The organism is Actinoplanes awajinensis subsp. mycoplanecinus, from assembly GCF_001509495.1.
GTDB lineage: Bacteria > Actinomycetota > Actinomycetes > Mycobacteriales > Micromonosporaceae > Actinoplanes > Actinoplanes palleronii.
Genome location: NZ_LLZH01000318.1, coordinates 274,844 through 300,726 on the forward strand (window position 1 = coordinate 274,844; position 25,883 = coordinate 300,726).

General features: G+C 71.9%; 25 protein-coding genes. 12 read left to right on the top strand and 13 right to left on the bottom strand.

From position 1 onward, the window contains the following. Positions 1-108: 108 nt before the first annotated feature. The gene (locus ADL15_RS42740) at positions 109-324 is read left to right on the top strand and encodes a hypothetical protein (protein ID WP_067704959.1); all 216 of its coding nucleotides are present in this window, start codon (positions 109-111) and stop codon (positions 322-324) included. Between the two features lie 66 nt (positions 325-390). Here ADL15_RS42740 and ADL15_RS42745 read toward each other — a convergent pair whose 3' ends face one another. Together ADL15_RS42745 and ctaC are read right to left on the bottom strand one after the other, a co-directional pair. Then, positions 391-813, bottom strand: coding sequence for a cytochrome c oxidase subunit 4 (locus tag ADL15_RS42745; protein ID WP_067704705.1), 423 nt, complete (start codon positions 811-813; stop codon positions 391-393). Positions 814-822: 9 nt separating this feature from the next. Next, complete coding sequence (ctaC, locus tag ADL15_RS42750; protein ID WP_067704707.1) at positions 823-1,755, bottom strand: aa3-type cytochrome oxidase subunit II; 933 nt, start codon at positions 1,753-1,755, stop codon at positions 823-825. A gap of 217 nt (positions 1,756-1,972) precedes the next feature. On the opposite strand from ctaC, the gene ADL15_RS42755 reads away from it, so the two are divergent. Then, positions 1,973-3,118, top strand: a complete 1,146-nt coding sequence (locus ADL15_RS42755; RefSeq protein ID WP_067704710.1) for a cysteine desulfurase family protein — start codon at positions 1,973-1,975, stop codon at positions 3,116-3,118. Then, positions 3,115-3,324 carry a sulfurtransferase TusA family protein gene (locus ADL15_RS42760; RefSeq protein ID WP_067704960.1) on the top strand — a complete coding sequence of 70 codons (210 nt, stop codon included), beginning with the start codon at positions 3,115-3,117 and terminating at the stop codon, positions 3,322-3,324. Before ADL15_RS42755 ends, ADL15_RS42760 begins: the two co-directional genes overlap by 4 nt. 53 nt (positions 3,325-3,377) lie before the next feature. Here the strand turns inward: ADL15_RS42760 and ADL15_RS42765 are convergent, their stop codons facing one another. From ADL15_RS42765 to ADL15_RS42780, 4 genes are all read right to left on the bottom strand, one after another. Continuing rightward, a complete protein-coding gene (locus ADL15_RS42765; RefSeq protein WP_067704712.1) occupies positions 3,378-3,878 on the bottom strand; it encodes an AAA family ATPase in 501 nt (166 codons plus the stop codon). Positions 3,879-3,894: 16 nt separating this feature from the next. Next, positions 3,895-4,872, bottom strand: coding sequence for a carbohydrate kinase family protein (locus ADL15_RS42770; protein WP_067704715.1), 978 nt, complete (start codon positions 4,870-4,872; stop codon positions 3,895-3,897). Positions 4,873-4,983: 111 nt separating this feature from the next. Then, positions 4,984-5,352, bottom strand: coding sequence for an iron-sulfur cluster insertion protein ErpA (gene erpA / locus ADL15_RS42775; RefSeq protein WP_067704718.1), 369 nt, complete (start codon positions 5,350-5,352; stop codon positions 4,984-4,986). A gap of 89 nt (positions 5,353-5,441) precedes the next feature. Next, complete coding sequence (locus ADL15_RS42780; protein ID WP_067704720.1) at positions 5,442-6,548, bottom strand: glycerate kinase family protein; 1,107 nt, start codon at positions 6,546-6,548, stop codon at positions 5,442-5,444. Between the two features lie 57 nt (positions 6,549-6,605). Here ADL15_RS42780 and nadA point away from each other — a divergent pair, with 57 nt between their 5' ends. The 3 genes from nadA to ADL15_RS42795 all read left to right on the top strand — a co-directional run bounded on the left by nadA (position 6,606) and on the right by ADL15_RS42795 (position 10,027). Beyond that, entirely contained in the window at positions 6,606-7,775 is a 1,170-nt protein-coding gene (gene nadA, locus ADL15_RS42785; RefSeq protein ID WP_394326986.1) for a quinolinate synthase NadA, read from the top strand. 201 nt (positions 7,776-7,976) lie between these two features. Continuing rightward, positions 7,977-9,332, top strand: a complete 1,356-nt coding sequence (gene murA, locus ADL15_RS42790) for a UDP-N-acetylglucosamine 1-carboxyvinyltransferase (protein ID WP_067704724.1) — start codon at positions 7,977-7,979, stop codon at positions 9,330-9,332. A 74-nt stretch (positions 9,333-9,406) separates the two neighbouring features. Next, positions 9,407-10,027: a DUF3043 domain-containing protein gene (locus ADL15_RS42795; RefSeq protein ID WP_067704963.1), complete on the top strand. Its 621-nt coding sequence runs from the start codon at positions 9,407-9,409 to the stop codon at positions 10,025-10,027. Positions 10,028-10,103: 76 nt separating this feature from the next. On the opposite strand, the gene ADL15_RS42800 is transcribed toward ADL15_RS42795, so the two are convergent. After that, a complete protein-coding gene (locus ADL15_RS42800; RefSeq protein ID WP_067704726.1) occupies positions 10,104-10,412 on the bottom strand; it encodes an AzlD domain-containing protein in 309 nt (102 codons plus the stop codon). Beyond that, entirely contained in the window at positions 10,406-11,128 is a 723-nt protein-coding gene (locus ADL15_RS42805) for an AzlC family ABC transporter permease (protein WP_083972450.1), read from the bottom strand. The genes ADL15_RS42800 and ADL15_RS42805 overlap by 7 nt, the downstream gene beginning before the upstream one ends. 69 nt (positions 11,129-11,197) lie before the next feature. On the opposite strand from ADL15_RS42805, the gene ADL15_RS42810 reads away from it, so the two are divergent. Then, positions 11,198-11,755, top strand: coding sequence for a helix-turn-helix domain-containing protein (locus ADL15_RS42810; protein WP_067704728.1), 558 nt, complete (start codon positions 11,198-11,200; stop codon positions 11,753-11,755). Here the strand turns inward: ADL15_RS42810 and ADL15_RS42815 are convergent. The 3 genes from ADL15_RS42815 to ADL15_RS42825 are packed head-to-tail and all read right to left on the bottom strand — an operon-like array spanning position 11,739 to position 14,327. Next, on the bottom strand, positions 11,739-12,698 hold the full coding sequence (locus ADL15_RS42815; RefSeq protein WP_067704729.1) for an ABC transporter ATP-binding protein: 960 nt from the start codon (positions 12,696-12,698) through the stop codon (positions 11,739-11,741). The genes ADL15_RS42810 and ADL15_RS42815 overlap by 17 nt on opposite strands. Continuing rightward, positions 12,695-13,495 carry an ABC transporter permease gene (locus ADL15_RS42820; RefSeq protein ID WP_067704731.1) on the bottom strand — a complete coding sequence of 267 codons (801 nt, stop codon included), beginning with the start codon at positions 13,493-13,495 and terminating at the stop codon, positions 12,695-12,697. Before ADL15_RS42820 ends, ADL15_RS42815 begins: the two co-directional genes overlap by 4 nt. Beyond that, positions 13,488-14,327: an ABC transporter permease gene (locus ADL15_RS42825; protein ID WP_232344896.1), complete on the bottom strand. Its 840-nt coding sequence runs from the start codon at positions 14,325-14,327 to the stop codon at positions 13,488-13,490. Before ADL15_RS42825 ends, ADL15_RS42820 begins: the two co-directional genes overlap by 8 nt. A 158-nt stretch (positions 14,328-14,485) precedes the next feature. Between ADL15_RS42825 and ADL15_RS53645 the strand changes: the two genes are divergently transcribed. Genes ADL15_RS53645 through ADL15_RS42835 form a run of 3 tightly spaced genes read left to right on the top strand, consistent with a single transcriptional unit; the run spans position 14,486 to position 21,687 of the window. Beyond that, the gene (locus ADL15_RS53645) at positions 14,486-16,351 is read left to right on the top strand and encodes a hypothetical protein (RefSeq protein WP_157441957.1); all 1,866 of its coding nucleotides are present in this window, start codon (positions 14,486-14,488) and stop codon (positions 16,349-16,351) included. Next, the gene (locus ADL15_RS42830) at positions 16,348-20,667 is read left to right on the top strand and encodes a WG repeat-containing protein (RefSeq protein ID WP_067704736.1); all 4,320 of its coding nucleotides are present in this window, start codon (positions 16,348-16,350) and stop codon (positions 20,665-20,667) included. The genes ADL15_RS53645 and ADL15_RS42830 overlap by 4 nt, the downstream gene beginning before the upstream one ends. A gap of 21 nt (positions 20,668-20,688) precedes the next feature. Further along, a complete protein-coding gene (locus tag ADL15_RS42835; RefSeq protein WP_067704738.1) occupies positions 20,689-21,687 on the top strand; it encodes an aldo/keto reductase family protein in 999 nt (332 codons plus the stop codon). 123 nt (positions 21,688-21,810) lie between these two features. Here ADL15_RS42835 and ADL15_RS42840 read toward each other — a convergent pair whose 3' ends face one another. After that, complete coding sequence (locus ADL15_RS42840) at positions 21,811-22,626, bottom strand: site-2 protease family protein (protein ID WP_067704740.1); 816 nt, start codon at positions 22,624-22,626, stop codon at positions 21,811-21,813. Position 22,627: 1 nt separating this feature from the next. Then, positions 22,628-22,825 carry a hypothetical protein gene (locus tag ADL15_RS42845; RefSeq protein ID WP_067704746.1) on the bottom strand — a complete coding sequence of 66 codons (198 nt, stop codon included), beginning with the start codon at positions 22,823-22,825 and terminating at the stop codon, positions 22,628-22,630. Positions 22,826-22,907: 82 nt separating this feature from the next. Here ADL15_RS42845 and cobU point away from each other — a divergent pair, with 82 nt between their 5' ends. Then, a complete protein-coding gene (gene cobU, locus ADL15_RS42850) occupies positions 22,908-24,890 on the top strand; it encodes a bifunctional adenosylcobinamide kinase/adenosylcobinamide-phosphate guanylyltransferase (protein ID WP_083972451.1) in 1,983 nt (660 codons plus the stop codon). Beyond that, the gene (locus tag ADL15_RS42855; protein WP_157441958.1) at positions 24,887-25,645 is read left to right on the top strand and encodes an adenosylcobinamide-GDP ribazoletransferase; all 759 of its coding nucleotides are present in this window, start codon (positions 24,887-24,889) and stop codon (positions 25,643-25,645) included. The genes cobU and ADL15_RS42855 overlap by 4 nt, the downstream gene beginning before the upstream one ends. Positions 25,646-25,883: the final 238 nt, after the last annotated feature.

A 25,883-nucleotide genomic window follows, 5' to 3' on the forward strand; every position in this document is an offset into this window, starting at 1 on the left:
GGAAAAAGACCGCAACACGCCGCGGGCAATGCTCGGCATCACCCGATCGGCATGACAGCGTCTGAATGACATTCGGGTAATCCCACCTTCCCCATGAAGGAGAAGCCCGTGTACGAACGCGAACAGCGCTGCGTCATCTGTGACGGCGACATGCTCTTCGAGACGCCGCCCTGCGACGACGGGCACGACGACTGCCCCGAGCTGGTCTGCACCCGCTGCGGGGCGGCCGAGGTGATCGCCCCGATCGTCGTCCACCTGTGGATGGACCCGGGGGCGAAAGGTCCCCGCCGGATCGCCCCTCAGCAGCGCACCGCCGCCGCCTGACCTGGACAGCGAAAAGCCCGCGCCTCCCTTCCGGGAGACGCGGGCTTTCCTACGTTCTGACCAGCCTCAGTGCTCGGCCTGCCGAGTGCCCGAGTAGTACTCGAAGAGCATGCCGCAGGACGTGAAGATGACCGCGATCAGACCGAAAGCGATCAGCCACCACATCCAGAAGACCAGACCCAGGCCGGCAACCGCCGCAGCGAGCGCGATGCCGAACGGGAAGTAGCTACCCGGGCTGAAGAAGCCCAGCTCGCCGGCGCCTTCGGCGATCTCGCCGTCCTCACGGTCCTCCGGGCGCAGGTCGATGCGCCGGGCGACGAACCAGAAGAAGCCACCGCACATCGAGCAGAGCAGGCCGGAGATGACCAGCGCCACGGTGCCGACCCATTCGACCTGGTGCTGCTGGCCGTGGGTGTAGAAGCCGTAGACGGCGGCCGCACCGAAGAGGAACAGGGCGACCCCAGCGAAGATCTTGTATTCGGTCCTCACGTCAAACCCCTACTTCCCCGCGGCGACGGTTTCGCCACCCTGGTTCCAGCTGTGCGTGCCCCGGCGGGTGTCGAACGGCTGCGTCTTCGTCGAGTACGGGTCTTCCCCGATCTCGACGAGCGCCTCCTGCGTCGTCTTGCCACCGGTGGTCTTGGCCGCCAGGAACTTCTTGAAGTTCTCCGACGTGACAGCGACCATCTCGAAGTTCATGAACGCGTGGTAGGTGCCGCACAACTCGGCGCAGCGGCCGACGTACCGGCCTTCCTTGTCCACCGTGACCTCGAAGACGTTACGCACGTTGCCCGGCATGACGTCCCGCTTGAACAGCAGCTCCGGCACCCAGAACGAGTGGATGACGTCCTTGCTGGTCTCCTCGAAGCGGATCTTCTCGTGGGTCGGCACGACCAGGATCGGAATGACGTCCGAGGAACCGACCGTGGACGTCACGGTCTTGGCCTCGGTGCCCATGCCGTCGCGGTAGTCGAACTCCCAGTTCCACTTGAACGCGGTGATCTGGACGATCTGATCCGGGTTCTTGGAAAGCTTGTCCACATCGGTCTGCACGATCGCGGTGTAGTAGAACAGCACCGCGACGATCAGAACCGGCGTGACCGTGTAAAGGACCTCCATCGGCATGTTGAACCGGGTCTGCACGGGCAGCTCGTCGCCGCGCTTGCGATACCGGATCACACACCAGAAGATCAGGCCCCAGACGCCGATGCCGACGACGAGCGCCGCGATCACCGAGGCGATCCACAGGTCGTACATCTTGTGCGCCTGCAGGCTGACACCCGGTCCGGGCCATCCGAAGTGGCCGAACTTGCTTCCGACGTCCTCGAGCGAGCACCCCGACAGCAGCGTCAGCAGCGCCGCGGCGCCCAGACCCAGCCCGGCCGCCCGGCCTAGTGCCCGCGGCCGTGTGGCCGAACTCCTTGCGCCCACCTGCTTATGCCTCCTTAGCAGCGCCGCCCTGCCCGAATCGGACACCTGGCGGCAAGGCTCACTGACGGTCGCACATTACTCGACCAAGAACGGACCGCCCGTCACCGGGGGGCGTTGACCCGGGTCCGCGGGAACCGCGGGCACCCGGCCTCCGAAGAAGATCCACATGCGCGGCCTTCCCCGAAACTCCAGTCAACCGGACGATACCGTTCTCGGTGTGGATTACACAGGCGATCCGGCCGGGCCACCGGTTTACCTGGACGCCGCCAGCGCGGCGCCTCTGCATCCGGTCGCCCGGGAAGCGATGTTCGCGGCGCTCGCCGACGGCTGGGCCGATCCGGCCCGCCTCTACGCGGCGGGCCGGCGGGCCCAGCAGCTGCAGGAGGCCGCGACCGCGGTGGTTGCGGAGATCTTTCGGGTACGCCCGGACGAGCTCTCCTTCTGGCCCTCCGGCGCCGCCGCCGCCCAGGCTGCTGTGCTGGGTGGACTCGCCGGGCGCAGGCGGGCCGGCCGCGTCCTGGTGCACTCGGCGATCGAACACTCGGCGGTGCTGCACGCGGCCGGTGCCGGTGAGACCACTGAGGTCGGCGTGAACCGGCTCGGGCGCCTCGACCTGGACGCCTGGGCGACCGCCGTGGCCGCGCCCGGGGTGGCCCTGGCCGCCCTGATCAGCGCGAGTCACGAGGTCGGCACGGTGCAACCGGTGGCCGAGGCGGCGGCGTCCTGCGCCGGGTCCGGTGTGCCGCTGTTCGTGGACGCGGCGCAGTCGGCCGGCCGGGTTCCGCTGCCGTCCGGCTGGTCGCTGCTGAGCGCCAGCGCGCACAAGTGGGGCGGGCCGCCCGGGGTGGGTCTGCTGGTCGTCCGCAAAGGGGTGCGATGGATCTCACCCACTCCACAGGATGATCTTTATCGCCCGCGACCCTCGGGCGCGGCTGATCTGCCGGCGATCGTCGCCGCGGCGGCCAGCCTGCGCGCGGTGACCGAGGAGGCACAGGCCGAGGCGGTCCGGCTGAGCGCGCTGGTCGAGCAGATCCGGGACCGGGTCGCGGCCACCGTACCGGACGTGGAGATCGTCGGTGATCCGGTCGACCGGCTCCCCCACCTGGTCACCTTCAGCTGCCTCTACGTCGACGGCGAGGCTCTGCTGCACGCCCTGGACCGGCGCGGGTTCGCCGTCTCGTCCGGGTCCTCGTGCACCTCGTCGACGCTGCGCCCGAGCCACGTGCTGGAGGCGATGGGCGTGCTCAGCCACGGCAACGTCCGGGTGTCGCTGCACCGCGGCACCACCGCGGCCGAGGTGGACCGATTCCTGGCGGTGCTGCCGGGGCTGGTGGCGGAGATCCGCAAGGAGGCCGGGTTCTGATCATCCTGGACTGCCGGGGGCAGCGCTGCCCGCTGCCGGTGATCAAACTGGCCAAGGCGCTGCCCGGCGTGGCGATCGGCGAGATCGTCCGGGTGCTCGCCGACGACCCGGCCGCGGCCAACGACATCCCCGCCTGGTGCCGCATGAAGGGCCAGGAGTTCGTCGCGGGCCACGACGACACCTTCGACGTGCGCAGGGTGAGCTAGCTAGCACTCAGGGGTGTCTCCGCACGGCGGAGACACCCCTGAGGACCAGCTGATCACCTCAAGTAGCTGACCACCGGGGGGACCGGGTCCTTGGCCAGGAACGTGTCGACGACCAGGCGCGGGCCCAGGTACGGCTCGTACTCGGTCTGGCGTTCCAGCACCCGCACCCAGTCCGGCACGCCCTCGTGGTCCCGGGCCGCGTACCGCGCCTCGACGCGGCGGCGGTGCTCGAGGTCGTCACCGCACATCACCTCGACCACGCGCAGCGGCACGTCCATCCGCTCGGCCAGGTCGACCCAGAGATCGCGGGCCGCCTTCACCGGGTTGACCGCGTCGATGATCACGTGGTGGCCGATCCGGAGCTGCTCCTCGGCCAGCGCGGCGACCACGCCGTACGCGGCGAAGCCGGGCCGGGACTCCTGCACGGCGTAGCGCTGCAACGTGAAGTCGACGACGTCGACGGCGAGCACGGCCGCCGGCAACTCCGAGGCGACGCCGGCGGCCAGGGTGCTCTTACCGACCCCGGGCAGGCCGGCGAAAACTGCTAGAACCATGAGTCTGTTTCTACCTTCAAGCCGGCAGGTGCGGCGCGATCTCGGCGGCTGCCTCGTCGCCGTACGCGGCGGCCAGACGCTTGGTGAACTCGGTGGGCTTGATGTCGTACTCCTGAGTGCCGACCGTCTCCAGCACCAGCGCCGCGACCAGCGAGCCGACCTGGGCCGACCGCTCCAGGCCGAGGCCCCAGGAGACGGCGGAGAAGAAACCGGCCCGGAAACCGTCGCCGACACCGGTCGGGTCCTCGCCGAGCACGTCCGGGACGACCGGCACGTGGATCCGCTCGATCGCCTTGCCGGTGATCTCCACGCCGTCCTTGCCGAGCGTGGTGACCCGGACCTTGACCTGGTCGAGCACCTGGTCGGAGGTGAGGCCGGCCTTCGTCTCCAGCAGCGAGCGCTCGTACTCGTTGGTCAGCAGGTACTCCGCGCCGCCGATCAGGCTCAGCACGTCGGAGCCGTCCATCCGGGCGAGCTGCTGGGACGGGTCGGCGGCGAACTGGTAACCACGGGTGCGGCACTCCTGCGAGTGCCGGATCATCGCGGCCGGGTCATTCGCGCCGATCAGGATCAGGTCGAGGCCGCCGGCCCGGTCGACGACCGGGGTCAGCTCGATGTTGCGGGCCTCGGACATCGCACCGGCGTAGAACGACGCGATCTGGTTGAGGTCGTCGTCGGTGGTGCAGACGAACCGGGCGGTGTGCGCCACGTCGCTGATGTGCACCGAGTCGCAGTCCACCCCGTGCCGCTCCAGCCAGGACCGGTAGTCGGCGAAGTCGGCGCCGACCGCACCCACCAGGATCGGCCGCAGACCGAGCTTGCCCATCCCGAACGCGATGTTCGGCGCGACGCCGCCGCGGCGTACGACCAGGTCGTCGACGAGGAACGAGAGCGAGACCTTGTGCAGCTGATCAGCGATGAGCTGGTCGGCGAACCGGCCCGGGAAGTGCATCAGGTGGTCGGTGGCGATCGAGCCGGTGACGGCGATCTTCATGGCGGCCCTCGAGGTTGGGGAGCAGGGGGTCGTTACGACTAGAGACTACCGGTCCGGTTACGCGGAACAGGCCGCCCCGTGAACGGGACGGCCTGTTCCGATATAGCGAGATCAGTGGAACGAGTCACCACAGGCGCAGGAGTTCTGCGCGTTCGGGTTGTCGATGGTGAAGCCCTGCGCGTCGATCCGGTCCGCGAAGTCGATGGTGGCGCCGGCCAGATAGGGCGAGGACATCCGGTCCACCACGACCTCGACCCCGTCGAAGTCGCTGACGACGTCACCGTCGAGCGAACGCTCGTCGAAGAAGAGCTGGTAACGCAGGCCGGAACAGCCACCGGGCTGTACGGCGATGCGCAGGCGCAGGTCGTCGCGCCCTTCCTGCTCGATCAGGGCCTTGACCTTCACCGCGGCGACATCGGTGAGGTTGATGCCGGTCGGGGCAGTCGCCTCGGTCGACTCGGTGTGCGCTTCAGTGGTCACGTAGGTATCTCCCTGCCAGGTGCGGTCATGTGCCGTACCAGGCAACGCTAACCCCATTCCCGGGGATTCCCAATCCGGGCGGGTCGAGATCAGCGACTCCATTGCCTTGACAACCGCTCGCTGAGTTCCCGCAGGCCGCGAGCCGGTTCGGCCATGGCCGTCCCGACCGAGCCGAAATGCTCGACGAGGGTGTGCGTCTCGGTCACCCCGGCCGCCGAGGCCTCCCGGTGGCCGGTCTCGTTGCGCCCGGCGAGCACCACGCACGGCAGACCGCGGTCCCGGGCGCCGGCCGCGATCCCGGCGACCACCTTGCCGCGCAGCGACTGGTGGTCGAAGCTGCCCTCGCCGGTGATCACCAGGTCGGCCGCGTCCAGCTCCCGGTCCAGCCCGATCAGCGTGCCGACCAGGCCGATCCCGGAGGTCACCTGCCCGCCGAGGGCGATCAGGGCCGCCCCGATGCCGCCGGCCGCTCCGGCTCCCGGCCGGGCCGCGAGATCGTCGATCTCAAATGCCTTCTCCAGTACGTGGGCGAAGTGCTCGAGCGCCGCGTCCAGCCGCAGTACGTCGTCCCGGGTCGCGCCCTTCTGCGGGCCGAAGACGTTGCTGGCGCCGTGCAGGCCGGTCAGCGGGTTGTCGACGTCGGTCGCCGCGATCAGGCTGATCGGCCGCAGCTGGGGCGTCCCGCCCAGGCTCTCCGCGGTGAGCAGCGGCGCCCCGCCGTACGGCAGCGCGTACCCGGCCACGTCGACCGGGGCGGCGCCGAGCGCGGCCAGCATCCCAGCGCCCGCGTCGTTCACCGCCGAGCCACCCAGCCCCACCACCACCTGGGCGGCGCCGGACTCGGCGGCGGCCGCCAGCAGCAGGCCCAGGCCGTACGACGTGGTGGTGTTGGGGTTGCGTTCTTCCTGCGTCAGCAGGTGAAGGCCGCAGGCCTGAGCGCTCTCGACATAAGCGACACCGTTCGCATACAGGATCTCGCCCTGCACCGGACGGCCCAGCGGGTCGACGGTGCCGACCGGGATCCGCCGCCCGCCCAGCGCGGACGCCAGCACGTCGACGAAGCCCGGCCCTCCGTCGGCGAGTGGCCGCTGGACCAGCTCATCGGTCGGGACGGCCCAGCCGTCGGCGACCGCACGGGCCACCTCGGGGGCGGAAAGGGTACCGGCGAACTTGTCCGGACAGATCAGTACGCGCACCCCAGGAGTGTGGCAGCACACAGCCGCCTTCTCAGCCCCTGTGCAACGATGAATCTCGTGACGGCGACCTGGACCGAACCTGGAAACACCCCTGTCGCGCTGCTGCTTCTCGGCAAGGGCAGCGACCCCGCGAGCGAGCGGGGTGTGGACTGCCCCGGCGATCTGCCCGCGCCGAGCGACCCGGACCTGGTGGCCCGGGCCACCGCGGCGAAGGCGACGCTCGGCGACCGGGTGTTCGTGCTGGGGCACCACTACCAGCGCGACGAGGTGATCCGGTTCGCCGACGTGACCGGCGACTCGTTCAGGCTGGCCCAGCAGGCCGCGGCCCGGCCGGACGCCGAGTTCATCGTGTTCTGCGGCGTGCACTTCATGGCCGAGAGCGCCGACATCCTGACCAAGCCGGAGCAGCGGGTCATCCTGCCCGACCTGGCGGCCGGCTGCTCGATGGCCGACATGGCGGTGCTGGGTCAGGTGGAGACGGCCTGGGAGCACTTCCAGGACCTCGGCATCGCCGGCGACGTCGTCCCGGTGACGTACATGAACTCGTCCGCCGACATCAAGGGCTTCGTCGGGCGCAACTCCGGCGTGGTCTGCACCTCGTCGAACGCCAAGCGGGCCCTCGACTGGTCGTTCGAGCAGGGCAGCAAGGTGTTCTTCCTGCCCGACCAGCACCTGGGCCGCAACACCGCGGTCCTGGAGATGGGCTTCGACCTGGACGACTGCGTCCTCTACGACCCGCACAAGCCGCAGGGCGGCCTCACCGACGAGCAGCTGCGCAACGCCAAGATGATCCTCTGGCGCGGCCACTGCTCGGTGCACGGCCGGTTCACCATCGACAGCGTCCGGGACGTCCGCGAGCGGGTCCCCGGGGTGAACGTGCTGGTCCACCCGGAGTGCCGGCACGAGGTGGTCCGCGCGGCCGATTACGTCGGCTCGACGGAGTACATCATCAAGGCCCTGGACGCCGCGCCCGCCGGTTCGTCGTGGGCGATCGGCACCGAGCTCAACCTGGTGCGCCGGTTGGCCCTGGCCCACCCGGACAAGCAGGTCACCTTCCTCGACCGGACGGTCTGTTACTGCTCGACGATGAACCGGATCGACCTCCCCCACCTGGTGTGGACGCTGGAGGAGCTGGTCGCCGGCCGGGTGCCGAACGTGATCACCGTCGACGAGGAGACCGCGCGTGCGGCCCGCATCGCGCTGGACCAGATGCTCGCCCTGCCGTAACCCTTTTTCGTAACGCTGCGTAGCCGGGAGATTTCACCCCGCAGGGTGATTGCCCGGCTACTCGGTTTTCCGGCCGCGCTCCGACTGGCGGAGTTGTCACTCAGCGCTATGCTTCCCCGGTTGCAGGATCGGGTACCCCCACCCGAAATCACTGCCCCCTCGATCACCGGGCGTCCATGCGCCCACCGGCTGGAGGTTACGTTGACCGACGACGTCTTGATCGTGCATGGCGGTACGCCACTGCAGGGTCAGATCCGGGTCCGTGGCGCCAAGAATCTGGTTTCCAAGGCGATGGTCGCCGCCCTGCTGGGCGAGTCACCGAGCCGGCTCTTCGACGTACCTCGGATCCGTGACGTCGAGGTCGTTCGTGGCCTGCTCGAACTGCACGGCGTCAAGGTCAGCGACGGCGTCGAGGACGGCGAGCTGGTGATGGACCCCACCAGCGTGGAGTCCGCCAGCACCGACGAGATCAACGTGCACGCCGGCTCGAGCCGGATCCCGATCCTGCTCTGCGGCCCGCTGCTGCACCGGCTCGGTCACGCGTTCATCCCGGATCTGGGCGGCTGCCACATCGGCCCGCGCCCGATCGACTTCCACATCAGGGCGCTGCGCGAGTTCGGCGCGGTCGTCGACAAGACCCCCGAGGGCATGCACCTGAGTGCCCCGAACGGGCTGCACGGCGCGAAGCTGGAGCTGCCGTACCCGAGCGTCGGCGCGACCGAGCAGGTGCTGCTCACCGCGGTCCGCGCCGAGGGCGTCACCGAGCTGCGCAACGCCGCGATCGAGCCGGAGATCATCGACCTGATCTGCATCCTGCAGAAGATGGGCGCGATCATCACGGTGCACACCGACCGGATGATCGAGATCCAGGGCGTGCCGAAGCTGTACGGCTACGAGCACAAGCCGATCCCGGACCGGATCGAGGCCGCCAGCTGGGCCGCCGCCGCGCTCGCCACCCGCGGCGAGATCGAGGTGCTCGGCGCCCGGCAGGCCGACATGATGACGTTCCTGAACGTCTACCGGAACATCGGCGGCGAGCTGAAGATCACCGACGACCGGGTGTCCCGGCCGGGTGTGACCGGCTCCGAGGGCGGCATCAAGTTCTGGCACCCGGGCACCGAGCTCAAGGCCGTGGCCCTGGAGACCGACGTGCACCCGGGCTTCATGACCGACTGGCAGCAGCCCCTGGTCGTCGCCCTGACCCAGGCGCGCGGCATCTCGATCGTGCACGAGACCGTGTACGAGCAGCGGCTCGGCTACACCGAGGCGCTCAACTCGATGGGCGCGACCATCCAGGTCTACCGGGACTGTCTCGGTGGCACCCCGTGCCGGTTCGGCCGCCGCAACTTCATGCACTCCGCGGTGATCGCCGGCCCGTCCAAGCTGCACGCCGCCGACCTGGTCATCCCGGACCTGCGGGCCGGTTTCGCGCACCTGATCGCCGCGCTGGCCGCCGAGGGCACCTCCCGGGTGTACGGCGTCAACCTGATCAAGCGGGGCTACGAGGACTTCGAGGCCAAGCTGGCCGCGCTCGGCGCTCACGTCGAGCGGCCGTAGCCTTCCAGCTGCAATTTCATCTCGATCAACGGCGCGGTGTGTGGCACACCGCGCCGTTTGGCTACGCTCGTCTCGTGTCCCCGCTGTTTCGTCGCAAGCCAGTCGACCTCGTCGAAGACGCCACCACCTCGGTAACCGAGGAGGACTCTGCCGCACGCCGGAAAAGCTACACACCCAGCAAGAAAGAGCTGGGTGTGGTCACGCCGAAGCGGACGCAGCAGGGTCGCCGGACGCAGGAGGCCGCTCCCGCCAACCGCAAGGAGGCGATGAAGCAGCTCCGCGAGCGGCAACGCCAGGAGCGCTCGGAGGCCTCCGAGGGCATGCGTAACGGCGAGGAGAAATACCTCCTCGCCCGGGACCGCGGCCCGGAGCGCTCGCTGGTCCGTGACCTCGTCGACTCCCGTCGTACGGTCGGTTCGTTCTTCATCGCCGGCGCGGTGATCGTGATGATCGGCTCGATCGTCCGGAACGAGGTCGTGGTCCTGGCCAGCAACGTGCTGTGGGCGCTGCTCGCGCTTGCCGTCGTGGTGGACAGCATCTTCATCGCCCGCCGGATCAAGAAGACCGTCAAGGCGCGCATCCCGAACAGTCAGCAGCGGCTCGGTTCGCTCTACCTGTACGGCATCATGCGCGGCCTGACCTTCCGCCGGATGCGGGTGCCGAAACCGAAGGTCGAGCTCGGCGCCAAGATCTGACGTCTTTCACCGAAGCCCCGGTGCGGTTCCGCGCCGGGGCTTCGTGCTGCCCGGGATCTGAACGCTGCCCGGACCGTCAGGGCAGCCCCGCCAGGCGCAGCAGCGCGGCGACCACCGCCGCGCCCACGACGACCAGCACGAACGGGACCTTGCGCCAGGCCAGCAGCGCCCCGAAGGCCACCCCGGCCGGGCGGGCCACCCCGGCGAACTCGGCGCCGGACGTCAGCGCGGCGGTGCCCGCCAGGGCCGCCAGCAGGGCCGCCGCGGCCATCGGGAGCAGCCGCTGGACGGCCGGGGAGAGTTCCAGGCGATCGCGCAGCAGGACACCGCTCAGCCGCATCGCGTAGGTGCCCACGCCGAGCGCGATCACGGCGACGATCAGCATGACTTCTCCTCGGGGTCTCCGCTCGCTCGCGCGGGCGGCCGGCCACCGCCGGCACGGCGGGTGGGGCGGAACAGGACCAGCAGGCCGAGCAGCGCGGCCAGCACCGGCAGCCCGGCCGGCAGGACCGGGGTCAGCAGCACCGCGATCGCCGCGCCGGAGAGCGCCACCAGGCGGGTGTCCCGGTCCCGCAGCGACGGCAGGATCAGCGCGATCAGCCCGGCCGGGAACGCCGCGTCGAGGCCCAGGGCGTCCGGGTCGCCGGTGGCGCCGCCGAGCAGCACGCCGAGCACCGTGCCGACGTTCCAGGCGACCAGCAGCGACACCGCGACCAGCCAGTACGTCCGGCGCCGGGCGGCCGGGTCCTTCTCGGCGAGGGTGAACGCCACCACCTCGTCGGTCATCAGGTGACTACCGATCAGCCGGTCCCGCCAGCGCGGGCCGAGGGTGTCCGCGACCGCCAGGCCGAACGGCAGGTGCCGGGCGTTGAGCAGCAGACCGGCGAGGACCGCGGCGATCGGGTTGCCGGCCGCGAACAGGCCGACCGCCAGGAACTGCGCTCCCCCGGCGAAGACCACCACCGACATCAGCGTGGGCAGCCAGGCCGGCAGGCCGTACGCGATGGTGATGGCGCCGAACGAAGCGCCCACCGCGAGCGTCGCGGCGGCCAGCGCGGCGACGTCGCGCGGACGGGCTTGCGTTCGATTTACCGGGCTCATGGTTCGTTATGCTGAACGAACCCGCAGCGTTCGTCAAACCGAACGACCCGACCGATGGAGCGAACACCCATGGATCAGCCGGCGCCGCCGCTCGCCGCCATCGCCGCCGCCCTGCGCCGCGAACGGGACCGCGCCGGGATCTCCCTGGCCGAGCTGGCCCGCCGCGCGGGCCTGGCCAAATCCACGTTGTCGCAGCTCGAGGCGGGCAACGGGAACCCCAGCATCGAGACCCTGTGGGCGCTCGGCGTGGCGCTCGGCGTGCCGTTCAGCCGGCTGGTCGAGCCGGAGCCGACCCGGGTCCGGGTGATCCGCTCCGGTGAGGGCGCCACCCGGCTGCGCGCCGACCGGGCCGACTTCGTGGCCACTCTGCTCGCCACCGGGTCACCGCACGTACGCCGGGACCTCTACCTGATGGAGCTGGAACCGGGCGAGGCCCGGGAGGCCGCGGCGCACATCCCGGGCAGCGTGGAACACATCGTGGTGGGCGCCGGCCGGATCCGGACCGGGCCGGTCGACGAGCCGATCGAGGTCGGTCCGGGCGACTACGTGACGTTCCCCGGCGACGTCCCGCACCGTTACGAGGCCCTCGAGCCGTCCTGGGCGGTCCTGGTCATGGAGCATCGGTAGACGCGTAGAGCCGGGCCACCACGTCCTCGATGTCCGGCTCGACCACCGACAGGTCCCGGATCGACACCGCCGCGACCAGCCCGGCCACCGCGACCCCGGCGGTCACCCCGTCCAGCGCGAACGTCACCCGGTGCCGGTCCGCCTCGACACCGACCAGGGTCGCGCCCGGCAGCACGAAGCCGTCCGGCAACGGATCCGCCAGGTCGGCGACCAGGCTGCGGCGGGAGCCGTACCGGGTGTGCAGCGCGTCGATCGTCCCGTCGTGCACCACCCGGCCGTGGTCGATCACCACGAGGCGTTCGCAGAGCCGCTCGATGTCGGCCAGGTCGTGCGTGGTCAGCACCAGGGTCACGTCACCGGTCGCGCCCAACTCGGCCAGGAACGAGCGGACCGCCTGCTTGCTGACCACGTCCAGGCCGATCGTCGGCTCGTCCAGGAACAGCACCCGGGGACCGTGCAGCAGGGCCGCGGTCAGCTCGCCGCGCATCCGCTGGCCCAGGGAGAGCTGCCGCACCGGGATGTCCAGGAAGTCGTCCAGGTCGAGCAGGTCCCGGCAACGGCGCAGCCGGGCGGCGTGCTCCGCGGCGGGCACCCGGTAGATGTGCCGGAGCAGGGCGAACGACTCGTGCAGCGGCAGGTCCCACCAGAGCTGGGAGCGCTGGCCGAAGACCACACCGATGTTCAGGGCCAGCTTCGTACGCTGCGGGACCGGGCGCAGGCCGCACACCTCGACGTCACCGCCGGACGGGGTGAGCACGCCGGTCAGCATCTTCAGGGTGGTGGACTTGCCGGCGCCGTTCGGGCCGATGTAGCCGACCATCTCCCCCGGCTCGATGCTCAGGGTCACCCCGGCGACCGCTTCGACCACACGTTTCTCGCGCCGGAACCGGCCGCTCTTGACCCGTACGGTGAAGTCCTTGCGCAGTTCATTCGTACGAATCATGATCCTGTGCTCCGGTAGTGGCGGATCCCGGTGCGCCAGACGACCGCCGCGACCACCGCGGCGGCGCAGGCGACGAACGGGGCGGCGAAGCCGGCCCAGGCCGGCAGACCGAGCGGGTCCGGGCGGCCGAGCAGCGCCAACGCCGGCTGGTAGGAGACGAACGCGAAACCCAGGGCGTATGCGAACAGGCCGCGGAAGAGCGGGCCGTAGACCGTGATCGGGTACGACGCGAAGTCCCGGCCGCCGTACGTGAAGGCGCTGCCGAGCTCGCCGGAGTCCACCCACCAGAACGCCAGGCTGGCGCTCAGCACGAAGATCGAGCTGAGGAACACCGCGGCGGCGATCGGCGCGATCGTGATCAACAACACCCGGGCCGGTGTCCAGTCGATGTGGTTCATCCGCAGCGCCACGGCCAGCACGCCGAAGCCGAACACCACGCGCAGCAGCTTGCGGATCGGCAGGTCCATGAGCAGCAGCTGGGGCAGCGCGCCGAGCGGCCGGACCAGCACCGCGTCGAGCGTCCCGGCCCGGACGTAGACCTTCAGCCGGTCGACGTTGCCGACCGTGAAGTCGGCGAGCGCGAACCCGGCCGACGTGATGCTCGTCATCAGCAGCGCCTCGGGCAGGGTGAAACCGCCCACCCGATCGGTGGCCCGGAAGAGCACCAGTACTGAGAGCACGTCGAAGACCGTCGCACCGACGTTGCTGAACAGTTCGATCAGGAACGAGGTCCGGTAGGAGAAGACCGAACGCGCCTGGGCGCCGGCCAGCGCGGCATAGGCCCGCAGTTCACCCACCCTGGACCACCAGGCGGCGCTCGGCCCTTTTCTGCACCACGGCGGCCAGCACCAGCAGCACCACGGCCCAGAACAGCTGCAGCGCGACCAGGCCCAGCTGCAGCGCCGGGCCGTCCCGCTCGGCGGCCACGTCCAGCGGCGTCTGCAGGATGCTCGGCAGCGGCGTGGCCAGCCACAACGTGACCGCCACCGACTCCGGCAGCAGGCGCAGCGGGAAGTAGAGCCCACCCAGCACCCCGGCGCCGAGCGTCCAGAGCAGGATCGGCCCGCGGGCGTCCTGCAGCCAGTACGCGGTCGCGTTGACCAGGTACCGGCAGCCGAAACTGACCACCACCGCGATCAGCACCGACACCAGGAACAGCGGCACCGTCTGCCAGCGGGTCGGCATCCGCATCGGGAAGCACAGCGCACCGACCACCACCGGCGGGATGAACCGGGTGAGCATCCCGTGGGCCGCGCGACCCAGGTCAGCGGCCAGGTAAGCGGTCAACGGGGCCACCGGACGTAACAGATCGGCCGCGACGTCACCGGTACGGATGCGTTCGGCGAGCTCCGCCCAGCCCCACAGCATCACCACACTCAGTAGCCCCTGACCCAACCAGACATAGGTGACGAGCTGGTCCGGGGCGTACCCGCCGGGACGGCCGCCGACGGTGCTCGCAGCCACCGCGAGCAGCACATAGCAGCGCAGGTAGCCGAAGACTACGTTGGTGAACGTTCCGGCTATGGTGGCCTGACGATAGGTCGTGTAGCGACGGAAACCCGACCCGACCAGTGCACCGAAAGTAGTGACCGAGCCTCGTAACGGACCGACCGTTGAGATCGTGAGCACGCTGGCGTCCTTCCCGACCACGCCGCTAATCTCCTTTCCACACCCCCGCAGTGGAGCCGGGAGACTGTACCCGGGTCCCCGGCCGGCCACGGCTCGATTTTTGACACGTTGGAGTTCGCCGTGACGGAGCGTTGCCAATCGCCGGGTCGGGATACCCGATGAACGGTTGGAGCTCCCGTCCGGGTGCGGACGGCTGGGATGACGAGCCCGCCTGGGTCTACGAGATCACCTGGGAGTGGGAACCGGTACCCGGCCAGCGCTACCCCGGCGACCCGGGCCGCCGCAAGGCCGTGCACACCCCGGTCTACGAGGCGTCCCGCGGTGGATCCGCACCGGTCAGCTCGGTCCCGGTGAGCGGTCCGGCGCCAGGTTTCGGCCGCCCTCCGGCCGCTCCGGGCGAAGAGCCTCCGAGGTACGGCGGCAGCCGCCGGGAGACCCAGAACGATCCGTCGTGGAACCGGCCGATCCCCTACGAGGGTGCGCCGGATCCGCGGCGTGGGGCCGCTCCGGTTTACGGGCGGGGTGCCCCGTCCGTGCCGGTGACGCCCGGACATGCCCGGGTGCCGGGGTCGGCGGCGCCGGTCTCGCCCGGCCAGCAGCCCGGTTATCCGGCGCCGGGGGCGGCGCGCGGGCCTGGGCAGCAGCAGGACGGGCCGCGTCGTGGTCCCGGTCCGCAGCAGCCCGGTTTTCCCCAGCCCGGCCAGCCCGGCTTTTCGCAGCCCGGTTTTTCGCAGCCCGGACAGCCCGGGCAGCAGCAACCCGGTTACCCGCAGCCTGGTCAGGCCGGTTACCCGCAGCCCGGACAGCCCGGTCAGCCCGGTCAGCCCGGTCAGCAGCAACCCGGTTACCCACAGCCTGGGCAACCCGGTCAGCAGCAGCCTGGACAGTTCGGTCAGCAGCAGCCCGGGCAGCAGTCCGGGTTGCCGCAACGTGGCGCGCAGCAGCAGCCGGGGCAGCAGTCCGGCCTGCCGCAGCGCGGCGCTCAGCAGGGGTCTCAGCAGCCCGGATCGCCGCAGCGCGGGCCGGAGAACTGGGGCGGGCAGCAGCAGGAGCCACGCGGCCCGCAGCAGTGGGAGCGCGGTGACGCCCCCGGGCACGGGCCACGGCCGGTGTCGCCGGCCGGACGTCCGGACTTCGGGCCGGGCCAGCAGGGTGGGCCGATTCCGCCGGTCCGCGGTGGCGCGCAGGCGCCGAACGGCCCTCGCGGCCCGGTCTCGCCCGCTCCGAGCCCGGAACGTCAGCAAGGTAGTTCGCAGTCCCGTTTCGGGGGACCTGCCGGGTTTGCGCCCGGGCAGGGCCGTGAGCAGGATTCCGGTTTCCAGGTCCGGCGACCGGCGGGCGAGCAGCCCGGCGGCCCGGTCGCGCCTGGTGCACCCGGTGCGCCCTGGCCGACTCCGGAGCAGGCCGTTCCGCGTCCCGGCACCGACCCGCGGGTCGATCCCCGCGCCGACCCGCGACCGATGTCGCCGGCCGCGCCGACCTATGGCAGTGCCCGGCCCGTTCCGCCGGAGGCGTTCCCGGCCCGGCCCACCCGCGACGGCGGGCGGACGCCGGAGGCGCCGTTCGATCTGCGCCCCGTTCCGCAGGACCGGAACAGCCCGGCACCGTCCCGTCCGGCGGCCCAGCCGACGCGGATGACGCCGCAGCAGCCGGCCATGCCGCCGGCCGCGTCCTACCCGGCCACCCCGGGGCAGCCGCCGGTCATGCCCGGCCGTCCTGGTCAGCCGGGTCAGCCGGGTCAGGTTCCCGTCAATCCGGGGCAGGGATACGGCCAGCCTGGGCAGGGATACGGCCAGCCTGGGCAGGCTCCGGTCGCGCCGGTCTCCGGGCCGGTCGCGCCGGGAAGCTACGGCCGCGACTCCTCGTGGGCGGCCAACCAGCCGGTCTCCGGCATCGCCGCCGCCCCCGTCTCCGGCATCGCCTCGGCACCGGTCTCCGGCATCGCCGCCGCCCCCGTCTCCGGCATCGCCTCGGCACCGCCGCCCCCGTCTCCGGCATCGCCTCGGCACCGGTCTCGGGTATGACCTCGGCACCCGTCTCGGGCGTCGCCGGTCAGGTCCCGGGCAACGCTCCGGTGTCCGGCTTCGCCGGTTATGTCCCGGGCAACTCCCCGGTGTCCGGCTTTGCCGGCTCGGTTCCGGGCAACGCCCCCGTCTCGGGTGGTGCCGGTTCGATGCCGGGCAACGCCCCGGTCTCGGGTCTCGCTGGTCAGATTCCCGGCAATGCGCCCGTATCCGGCATCGCCTCGGCTCCGGTCTCCGGCGTCTCCTCCGCACCGGTCTCCGGCGTGGCTGCGCCGGGCTCCGGTACCGCGGGCCCGGGCGCTGTGCCGGCCTCGGGTTTCGCCGGCCAGGGGTCCGCTCCAGGTGCGGGCTTCGCCGGCCAGGGGTCCGCTCCGAGCACGAGCTTCACCGGTCAGGGTTCGGGATTCGGTGGGCCGGGGCCGGACGGTGGGTTCCGGGCGGCGGATCCGCGCCGTGCGGAGCAGAGTGGCGACGTCGGTGCGGCTCAGGGTTACGAGCACGACTCCGAGGAGCGCACCCGGCCGCTGGACCTGCGCCGCACCGGTCAGCCGACGCGGCCCGCGCCGGCCCGGCCGGTCGACCCGGCAGCGCCCGCACCCGGCGACGAGCCGACCCGGCCGCTCGACCCGCGGCGCGCGGACCTCGGCGCGTCCGGTTTGCACGAACAGGCGTATACGCCGAGCTTCGACCCGCGCCGCGCCGGCCCGGCCGAGACCGCCCCGCGCGAGCAGGTGGCGGGTCCGGCGGTTCCGGACGAGCGCACTCACCGGCGGGTCGACCTGGGCAACCAGGGACCGCACGGCAACCTGCCGCCGGAGGACCGCACTCAGGCGATCGATCCGCGCCGCGCCGGTTCGGTCGTGCCGCCGGCAGAGGCGACTGCCCCGGTCACCGGTGCACCGGTCAGCGGGCCGTCGTTCACCCCGGCGAACGCGCCGGTCAGCGGGCCGTCGTTCAGCCCGGCCGACGCGCCGGTCACCGGGCTGCCGTTTGCGGAAGCGGTCGAGCCGGTCACCGGTGTGCCGTTCGCGGAGGCGAGTGCGCCGGTCACCGGCGCGCCCGGTTCTGCGTTACCGGTTGCCGAGCCGGAATCCGGCGAGGGGCCGCGCGGGCTGGGTTGGCTGCTGTCGATGAGCGGGCTCGGCGCGGAAACGCCGGTACCGGACACCTCACCGCTGGCTGTCCCCGAGACGGTCGTTCCGGAGGAGATCCCGGTGCCACCGGCCGGCTGGTTCGCACAGCCCGTCGACGAGGACGACACCGACGCCGAGGCGACCGAGGCAGAAACCAGCGAAGCCCAGGCCGGCAGCGGGACTGCCGACGGCAGCACCACTGAGCCCGCGCCGGGCTCGGCGAGCACCGCCGAGACCCCGCTGGGGTCCGCGAGCACCGCTGAGACAGCGACCGGGGTCACGAGCTTCGACGCGCCCGCGGCCGTCGGCCCGGTGACCGGTGCAACCACGGTTGTGGCGGACATCGAAACGGCGGCCGTCGCCGCCGAGGCTCCGGCTGGCTGGACCACCGGCGAGAGCCACAGCCACGCGCGGATGGACGATGATCAAGAGCTTCTGACCGGCATTGATCAGCAGGCTCTGGACACCGGCGTCGCAGAAGACGCGCGGGACGGAGCAGCAGAGCCGCGGCTCGGCCGGCACGAGCAGGACACGCTCGGCGAACAAGCCGGACGGCACGAGCAGGACACGCTCGGCGAACAGACCGGACGCCACGAGCAGGACACGCTCGGCGAACAGACCGGACGCCACGAGCAGGACACGTTCGGCGAGCGGGCGGGGCGGCACGAGCGGGCGGCCGCATTCTCCGGAGCGGTCGGGGGCGACTCGGAACTGGGCGCAAGCCCGGCTGCCGACGAGCCGGCCGGCGCGCGGGCGGACCTCGGCCGCATCGCTCCGGTCTCGGGTGCGGCGCTGCCGGTCGGGTTCGTGGCGGATGAGACGTTGCCGGTGGCTGCGGTCGCCGGATGGGAGAACCCGGCCAGCACCGCGGTCGCCGGGTGGGCGGAGCCAGCCAGCGCCACAGTTTCCGGGCGAGACGACTCGGGCACCGGCGCGGTGCAGGCGGCGGACGTCGACGGCGAGCACGTGGTGACTGTCTCCATCGATCGCAGCCTGGTCGCTGGGGATGATCTCGAGGCCGATATCGATCATGAGGCTGTCAGTGCTGCGGAGCACGGCGGGAGCGCGGCGGGCCGGACAACGGACACCGCCGGACACGCGGCACCCGCTGTCGCGGAGAGTGCGGCGGACGAAGCGACCGCTGCTCCCGGCACCGAGGGCTGGAAGCCGACTGCGGGGGACGAGTTCGCGTCGCCGACCGTGGCGATGCCGCTGATCGTGGCCCGGGCCGCCGCAACGGCCGAGGCCGGCGCGACCGCTGGGACGGACACCGCGGAGGCCGTCGGGGACGGACTGGCGCAGGCTGGTCCGGCGGGTGAGGGCGTTCGGGACGGCGGCGTCTCGGCCGGCGCGGTGAGTGCTGGTGCGGGACCGGCGTCCGGGGACGCGGATGACACGTCCGCTCCGGGGTCGACCGCTGCGCACCACCACAGCGAGACCGTGCCGGTCAGAACACTCACCGACGACACTGCGGCCGAGACGTCCGCCGCCGTCCCGACCATCGTGGACGCCACGGTGGCCGGCGGAACGGACAGCGCGTCCGCGGCGATCGACGACGACGCCCCGACGGCGGGCACCGGTCACGAGGCGGCTGAGATCGCGGTGGCGGCGGCGGCAGCGCCGATCGTGACCCCGGGGCACCCCGCGACCGCAGAGGCGGCGCAGACGGCCACCGAACCGGCGCCCGAGCGCACTGACGTCCGTACCGAAAAAATCGAAGCGGCGCCGGGGCACGCTGACATCCGTACCGGAAAAGCCGAAGCGGTGGCCGGGCACGCAGACACCCGTGCCGGAAAAGCGGACGTCCGTACCGGAAAGATCTTGGAAGGCGAGGCGGACGCCGCGCCGATCCGGCAGCGCCGGGACCAGCACGCCCCCGCGGATCGGCGGCGGGCGGACCCGGAGGAGATCCTGGCCGCCTACCCCTGGATGTTCGATCCGCAGACCTTGCGGGAGCAGGTGGCGGACCCGGAGCGGCTCGGTGACCTCGCCGACCGGCTCAGCGACCGGCTGGAGTTCGCCGAGCGGGACAACGTCCGGGCCGGGCTGCTCAGCCTGCGCGCGGTCGTCTCGCGGGTGCTCGGTGAGCTGGACGACGCGCTCGCCGACGGGCGTGAGGCGCTGCGGCACGCCGAGGCGAGCGGTGAGGCGCGGACGGTGTCGGTCGCGCAGACCCGGCTGGCGCACGTGCTGCAGTGGCGGACCGAATTCGACGAGGCGGACCGGCTCTACGCGCAGGCCGACTCGCCGGAGCTGCCGGCCCGGACCCGCGCGGAGATCCGCGAGATGGCCGGGCGGTCGGCGTTCGAGCAGGGGCGGTTCCTGGAGGCGGTGAACCACTTCGAGCGGGCCCTGGACCTGTGCCAGAACCGTGACCCGGAGCTGGTGGAACGGATCGAGCTGGCCCTCGACGTGATCTCCCGGCGGTCCGGTGAGGGTTGGGGGCCGTACCCGCGCAGCCGCGACGAGGTGCTCGGGCTGCCGGCCGCGCCGACGCCGCTGACCGACGACGGCACCGGCCTCTGGGGGTACGCGGCGGCGGTCGAGCCGAGGTACGCCCAGGCGCAGCCGTTCGCCGAAGGGGTGGCCTGGGTGCGCCGTCCCGAGTCGCCGGCCTGGGAACTGATCGACCCGTCCGGGACGGTGCTGATCGGCGCCGACTCCGGGTACCTCGCGGCCGACCGGTTCGCCGAAGGGCTGGCCTGGGTGACCCGGGACGCCGAGGGTGGCTGGTCGGCGATCGACCGGGCCAACCGGCTGGTGGTGCCGGGGGGCTTCGAGGACGTACGGCCGTTCCGGCGCGGGCTGGCGCTGTTCCGGCGGGCCGGCGGCTGGGGCGCCGTCGACCGGCACGGGCGGATCGTGGTGCAGCCGAAGTACCGGCAGTTCGCCACGGTGCTCAGCGCCGGCGGGCCGATCGACGGGTTCAGCGACGAGGGCCTGGCCGTGGTCGAGGCGGAAGCCGGCGCCGGAGTGGTGGACCGGACCGGTCAGCCGGTGGTCCCGCCGGTGCACAAGGCCGTGGTGCTGCACCCGTCGGCGTTCCTGATCGCCGACGAGGCGGGGCGCTGGGGTGCGCTGGACCGGCAGGGCGAGCCGCTGGTGGAGACCCGGTACGTGGAGCGGGCGGACGCGATCGAGCAGGTGGAGCTGCTGCGCCCGGAGGTCCGGCCGGTCCTCTGAGGAGGTGGATAGGGTCGGGGGATGGAGTTTCGTCATCTCGGCCGTTCCGGCCTGCTGGTCAGTGAGATCGCCTACGGCAACTGGATCACCCACGGGTCCCAGGTGGAGGAGGACGCCGCGCTCGCCTGTGTGCGCGCGGCGCTGGAGTCCGGGATCACCACGTTCGACACCGCCGACGTCTACGCCGGCACCCGCGCCGAAGAGGTGCTGGGCCGGGCGCTGAAGGACGAGCGGCGCGACGGCCTGGAGATCTTCACGAAGGTGTACTGGCGGACCGGGCCGGGCCAGAACGACAGCGGCCTGTCCCGCAAGCACATCATGAGCTCGATCGACGGCTCGCTGCGGCGGCTCGGCACCGACTACGTGGACCTCTACCAGGCGCACCGGTTCGATCACCACACGCCGCTCGAGGAGACCATGGAGGCGTTCGCCGACGTGGTGCACAGGGGCAAGGCGCACTACATCGGGGTGTCCGAGTGGAGCGCCGCGGAGATCCGGGCCGCGAAGCCGCTCGCCGACGAGCTGAAGATCCGGCTGGTGTCGAACCAGCCGCAGTACTCGATGCTGTGGCGGGTGATCGAGGCCGAGGTGGTGCCGACGTCGCAGGAGCTGGGCCTGGGGCAGATCGTCTGGTCGCCGCTGGCGCAGGGGGTGCTGTCCGGCAAGTACAAGGCGGGTGCGCAGCCGCCGGCCGGGTCGCGGGCCACCGACGAGAAGTCCGGTGCGACCTTCATCGCCCGGTGGCTCGAGGACGACGTGCTGAACGCGGTCGCCCGGCTGCAGCCGCTGGCCGACGAGGCCGGGCTGACCATGGCCCAGCTCGCGGTGGCCTGGGTGCTGCACAACCCGAACGTGTCCGCGGCGATCATCGGCGCGTCCCGGCCGGAGCAGGTCCGGGACAACGTCAAGGCGTCCGGGGTGAAGCTGGACGACGGGCTGCTCAAGGCGATCGACGAGATCGTCGACCCGGTCGTCACCCGGGATCCGGCGCTCACGACCAGCCCTTCGAAGCGGCCGTAGTGGGTTGCGCCCGTCGTTGACGAGGGTGCCGAAACGGACTAGGCGAAGCCGTCGTTCGTTTCGGTGCCCTCGTCAACGACCTCTAGGGGCGCAACCCCGCCGAGCGCAGCGAGGCCGGTCAGCTCAGCTCCAGAAGCGCATCAGCTCGAAGCCGCTGGCGATCAGGTTTCGATCGAGGCCCAGGCGTTCACCGATCCAGATCACCAGGTCGGAGAAGTAGATGCCGAGGTCGGTCTGCCAGAGCGCGACGAAGAGCAGCAGGAACCCGAACGGGGCGCACATGTCCCAGGCCCGCCGGTACGCCGGGCTCATCCAGGGCCGGATGATGCTTCCACCGTCCAGGCCCGGGATGGGCAGCAGGTTCAGCACGCTCGCGGTGATCTGCAGGAAGACCACCACCGAGAGCGCCTGCCAGAACTCCGGATGATCGGTGTAGACCACCAGCCGGCTGCCGGTGTCGAGGAGATCCGGTCCCAGGCCGAGCAGGAACGGCACGGCCGCCACCACCGCGAGGATCACGTTGGTGAGTGGCCCTGCCGCACTGATCAGCGAATCCTTGATCTTGCTGTTGATGTACCGGTGGTCGACCCAGACGGCGCCGCCGGGCAGGCCGATGCCGCCCAGGATCACCACGACCACCGGCAGCACGATGGAGAGCAGCGGGTGCGTGTACTTCAACGGGTTGAGCCGCAGGTAGCCGCGCTCGGCCACGGTCAGGTCACCGGAGAAGTACGCCGCGACCGCGTGCGCGTACTCGTGCAGGCAGAGCGAGATCAGCCAGCCGGAGATCACGAACAGGAACACGTCGAACCCGACGTTGCCGTACCGGGACCAGGTGAGGACGCCGCTCACCGCGAAGACCGCGACGATGGCGACGAAGACCGGGCTCGGGATGAACGCGTTCCGAGGGGTGCGCGTGTAGACCGGTTCGTAGGTCACGTCACTCCGCCGACTGCAGGCTCATCTGATAGTCGACCCGATCGTCCTCGACCAGGATGACCGTACTGACTCCGTTCGACTGCAACTGACGCCACTCCTGGCCGATCCAGGACTCCGCATCGGCCTGGCTGCTGAACGTCTCGGTCGGCAAGTCGACCGATTTGCCGTCGACGTCTTCGTACCGCCAACTCCACGGCATTGAGCCGCCCCCTCACGTCGTACGTCGGTGGCCTTCCACCCTACGGCGTGCGCGTGTGCGTCCCGGCTTTAAGGTACGGGGCATGTCCGAAGATCGGTGGAACACGGTCCTGGTGCTCGGCGGGATCCGCTCCGGCAAATCCGCGTTCGCCGAATCGCTGGTGGCAGACGCGCCGACGGTGCGGTACGTCGCCACCGCGATCGGCGGTGAGGACGATCCGGAGTGGCTGGCCCGGATCGAGGAGCATCAGCGGCGCCGGCCGCAGTCCTGGTCGACCGAGGAGACCGCCGGTGACCCGGCCCGGCTCACCGAGCTGCTGGCCGAGGCGAAGCCGGACGAGACGCTGCTCGTCGACGACCTGGGCGGCTGGGTGGCCTCGGTGCTCGACCCGGCCCGCCAGCCGAACGACGACGAGGCCGACGTGACCGCGCTGGCCGAGGCGGTGCGCGGCTGCCCGGCACGGATCGTGCTGGTCAGCCCGGAGGTGGGCCTCGCGCTGGTGCCGATGACGCCGGTCGGGCGCGCGTTCACCGACGCGCTGGGCACGACCAACCAGGCGCTGGCCGACGCGTGTGACCGCGTGGTGCTGGTGGTCGCCGGTCAGCCGGTCTGGTTGAAGGAGAAGACGGCCGAGCCGGTCGTCACGGCTGCCCCGCGGCCCGCGCCGCAAGCCACCGCCACCCCGGCACCGCCCCCGCCGCCGACCTTCGTCACTCCCCCGGCGGACCCGTCGTTCGTCGAGGCGCCCACCGAAGCCCTGGTGCTGCCTACCGAGAAACCGGACGCGTTCAGCGGCACCACCATGTACCTCCCGCTGGTCAACTCCGGGCTCACCAAGATCGAGCCGGGCATGGACCTGCCGCTGCCGAGCAGCGACGCCGGCCCGGAGGCCCGGGAACGCCTCGGCATGATCGACCTGCCCGGCGCCGGGCTGGGCATGCTCGGCGAGGCGATCGAGTTCGCCGCCGCCACCCAGGACACCACCAGCCCGCGCCCGTGGTCGTCGGTCCGGGTCGTGGTCATCTCCGGCAAGCACGCCGGCGGGGCCGCGGCCGGCGCCGACCCGGACGACGCCGAACGGCGGGTCGCCGAGACCGAGCTCGGCACCGGACTGCTGGGCCGGCTGGCCGGTCAGGCCGGCGCGGACATCGCCGTGCTGCGGGTCGGCGACTCCGGCGCGATGGAGGACGGCCCGGTCGCCGACGCCGGCGCGGTCGAGGCCGCGCTGCGGCAGGGCTGGCAGCTCGCCGACGAGGCGGCCGACGCCGGCCGGGACGCGCTGCTGCTGGCCGGGATCGGCGTCGGTGTCGAAGCCGCGGCGACCGCCGTGCTCGCCGCCACCACCGGCGCCGAGGCCGCCGCCACGCTGCCCCGGGTGCTGCTGCCCGGCGGCCGGTTCGACGACCACTCCTGGATGATCCGCTGCGCCGCGATCCGGGACGCCCTGCACCGGATCCGCCAGGAGCCGCGCGGCGCCACCGACATCCTCCGCGAGATCGGCGGCCTGGACCTGGCGGTCGCCACCGGCCTGCTGCTGGGCGCGGCGGCCCGGCGCGTGCCGGTGCTGCTCGACGGCCCGCTCGGGATCTCCGCCGGGCTCGTCGCCCGGGACCTGGCCGGGCAGACCCGGCACTGGTGCCTGCTGCCCGAGGCGGGCACGCTGGCGCTGGTCAAGCAGGGCGCGGACGTGCTCGGCCTGACCCCGGTGCTGGAGCTCGGCCTGGACCTGGGCGAGGGCGCGAACGCGCTGGCGGCGCTGCCGCTGCTGCGCACCGCGCTGGGCCTGGCCGCGGCGCTGCCGGTGCACCCGGCCCTGCTGTCCGAGCACGGCGACGCCGGCCTGTCCGACGACGACAGCGATGACACGGACGACGACGAGGGCGCCGGCTTCGGGGACAACGACGACAGCGGCATCGACGACGAGGCCACCGTGGTCACCGGCCTCACCGGGTTCGGCAACCCCGCCGGCGCGAGCGCTGACCCGGACGTGGAAGCGGACGACCGGACCGTGAGCTTCCGGACCGTGGACAACGGGACCGAAGGCGGCGCGGCCGGCCGATCGTGACCGACGCACCGGGCAGCAGGTTCACCGACGGCGTGCGGCTGGCGGTCACCACCCTGACCGTCCTGCCGGTGCGCGGCGGCCGGGTGGACCGGCCGGCCGCGGCCGTCGCGATGAGCGTCGCACCACTGATCGGCCTGCTGCTCGGCCTGACCCTGGCGGGCCTCCACGAGGGCCTGCGGGCGCTCGGCGGGCCCGCCCTGGTCGCGGCCGGCGTGACGGTCGCCGCGGGCGCCCTGCTGACCCGGGGCCTGCACCTGGACGGCCTGGCGGACACGGTCGACGCGCTCGGCTCCTACCGCTCCGGCCCATCCGCCCTCGAAATCATGAAAAAGCCGGACATCGGGCCGTTCGGGGTGGTGGCCCTCGCCACCACCGTGCTGATCCAGGCAGCCGCCGTCGCCACCCTCGGCTGGTGGCCGATAGTGATCGCCTGGACGACCGGCCGCCTGGCCCTCTCGCTGGCCTGCCGCCGCGGCGTCCCCCCGGCCCGTCCGTCCGGCCTGGGCGCGATGGTCGCCGCCACCGTCCCGCTCCCGGTCGTCCTGCTCGCCGCGACCGCCGTCGGCGCCGCCGCGATCCCCGCGTTCCCGGACCGCCCCTGGCAGGGTCCCCTCGCGGTCGCCATCGCCCTCGCCGCGGTGTTTCTGCTGCTCCGCCACGCCACCCGACGCCTCGGCGGCATCACCGGCGACGTCCTGGGCGCCTGCGTCGAGCTGGCGACGACTCTCACCCTGATCACGCTCACCTTGCGGTAGCGACGTCCGCAAAACCCCTATTCGGTACGAATACCGGGTGCACGTCCGCAGGCTACAAGCCGAGTCCCGCCCGTGAGGCGACGCAAGACCGCTGCCCGTCCGGACCGCCGCGCGCCTCCCGGCCCGCGGCGCGCACGCGAGACCGTCACCACTTCCGGCCGCAGCGCGTGGAGCGGTCCCGGCTGGTTCTGAGGGGTGTCACGGGCCTCCGGAGACACCCCTCAGAACCAGCCGGGGT

What these genes read in the sequence shown, in the direction of transcription:
- ADL15_RS42765 (WP_067704712.1), bottom strand. Translation starts at nt 3,878, where the DNA reads ATGGTTCTAGCAGTTTTCGCCGGCCTGCCCGGGGTCGGTAAGAGCACC.
- ADL15_RS42770 (WP_067704715.1), bottom strand. Translation starts at nt 4,872, where the DNA reads ATGAAGATCGCCGTCACCGGCTCGATCGCCACCGACCACCTGATGCAC.
- ADL15_RS42800 (WP_067704726.1), bottom strand. Translation starts at nt 10,412, where the DNA reads ATGCTGATCGTCGCCGTGATCGCGCTCGGCGTGGGCACCTACGCGATG.
- ADL15_RS42805 (WP_083972450.1), bottom strand. Translation starts at nt 11,128, where the DNA reads ATGAGCCCGGTAAATCGAACGCAAGCCCGTCCGCGCGACGTCGCCGCG.
- ADL15_RS42810 (WP_067704728.1), top strand. Translation starts at nt 11,198, where the DNA reads ATGGATCAGCCGGCGCCGCCGCTCGCCGCCATCGCCGCCGCCCTGCGC.
- ADL15_RS42815 (WP_067704729.1), bottom strand. Translation starts at nt 12,698, where the DNA reads ATGATTCGTACGAATGAACTGCGCAAGGACTTCACCGTACGGGTCAAG.
- ADL15_RS53645 (WP_157441957.1), top strand. Translation starts at nt 14,486, where the DNA reads ATGAACGGTTGGAGCTCCCGTCCGGGTGCGGACGGCTGGGATGACGAG.
- ADL15_RS42830 (WP_067704736.1), top strand. Translation starts at nt 16,348, where the DNA reads ATGACCTCGGCACCCGTCTCGGGCGTCGCCGGTCAGGTCCCGGGCAAC.
- ADL15_RS42835 (WP_067704738.1), top strand. Translation starts at nt 20,689, where the DNA reads ATGGAGTTTCGTCATCTCGGCCGTTCCGGCCTGCTGGTCAGTGAGATC.
- ADL15_RS42845 (WP_067704746.1), bottom strand. Translation starts at nt 22,825, where the DNA reads ATGCCGTGGAGTTGGCGGTACGAAGACGTCGACGGCAAATCGGTCGAC.
- cobU (WP_083972451.1), top strand. Translation starts at nt 22,908, where the DNA reads ATGTCCGAAGATCGGTGGAACACGGTCCTGGTGCTCGGCGGGATCCGC.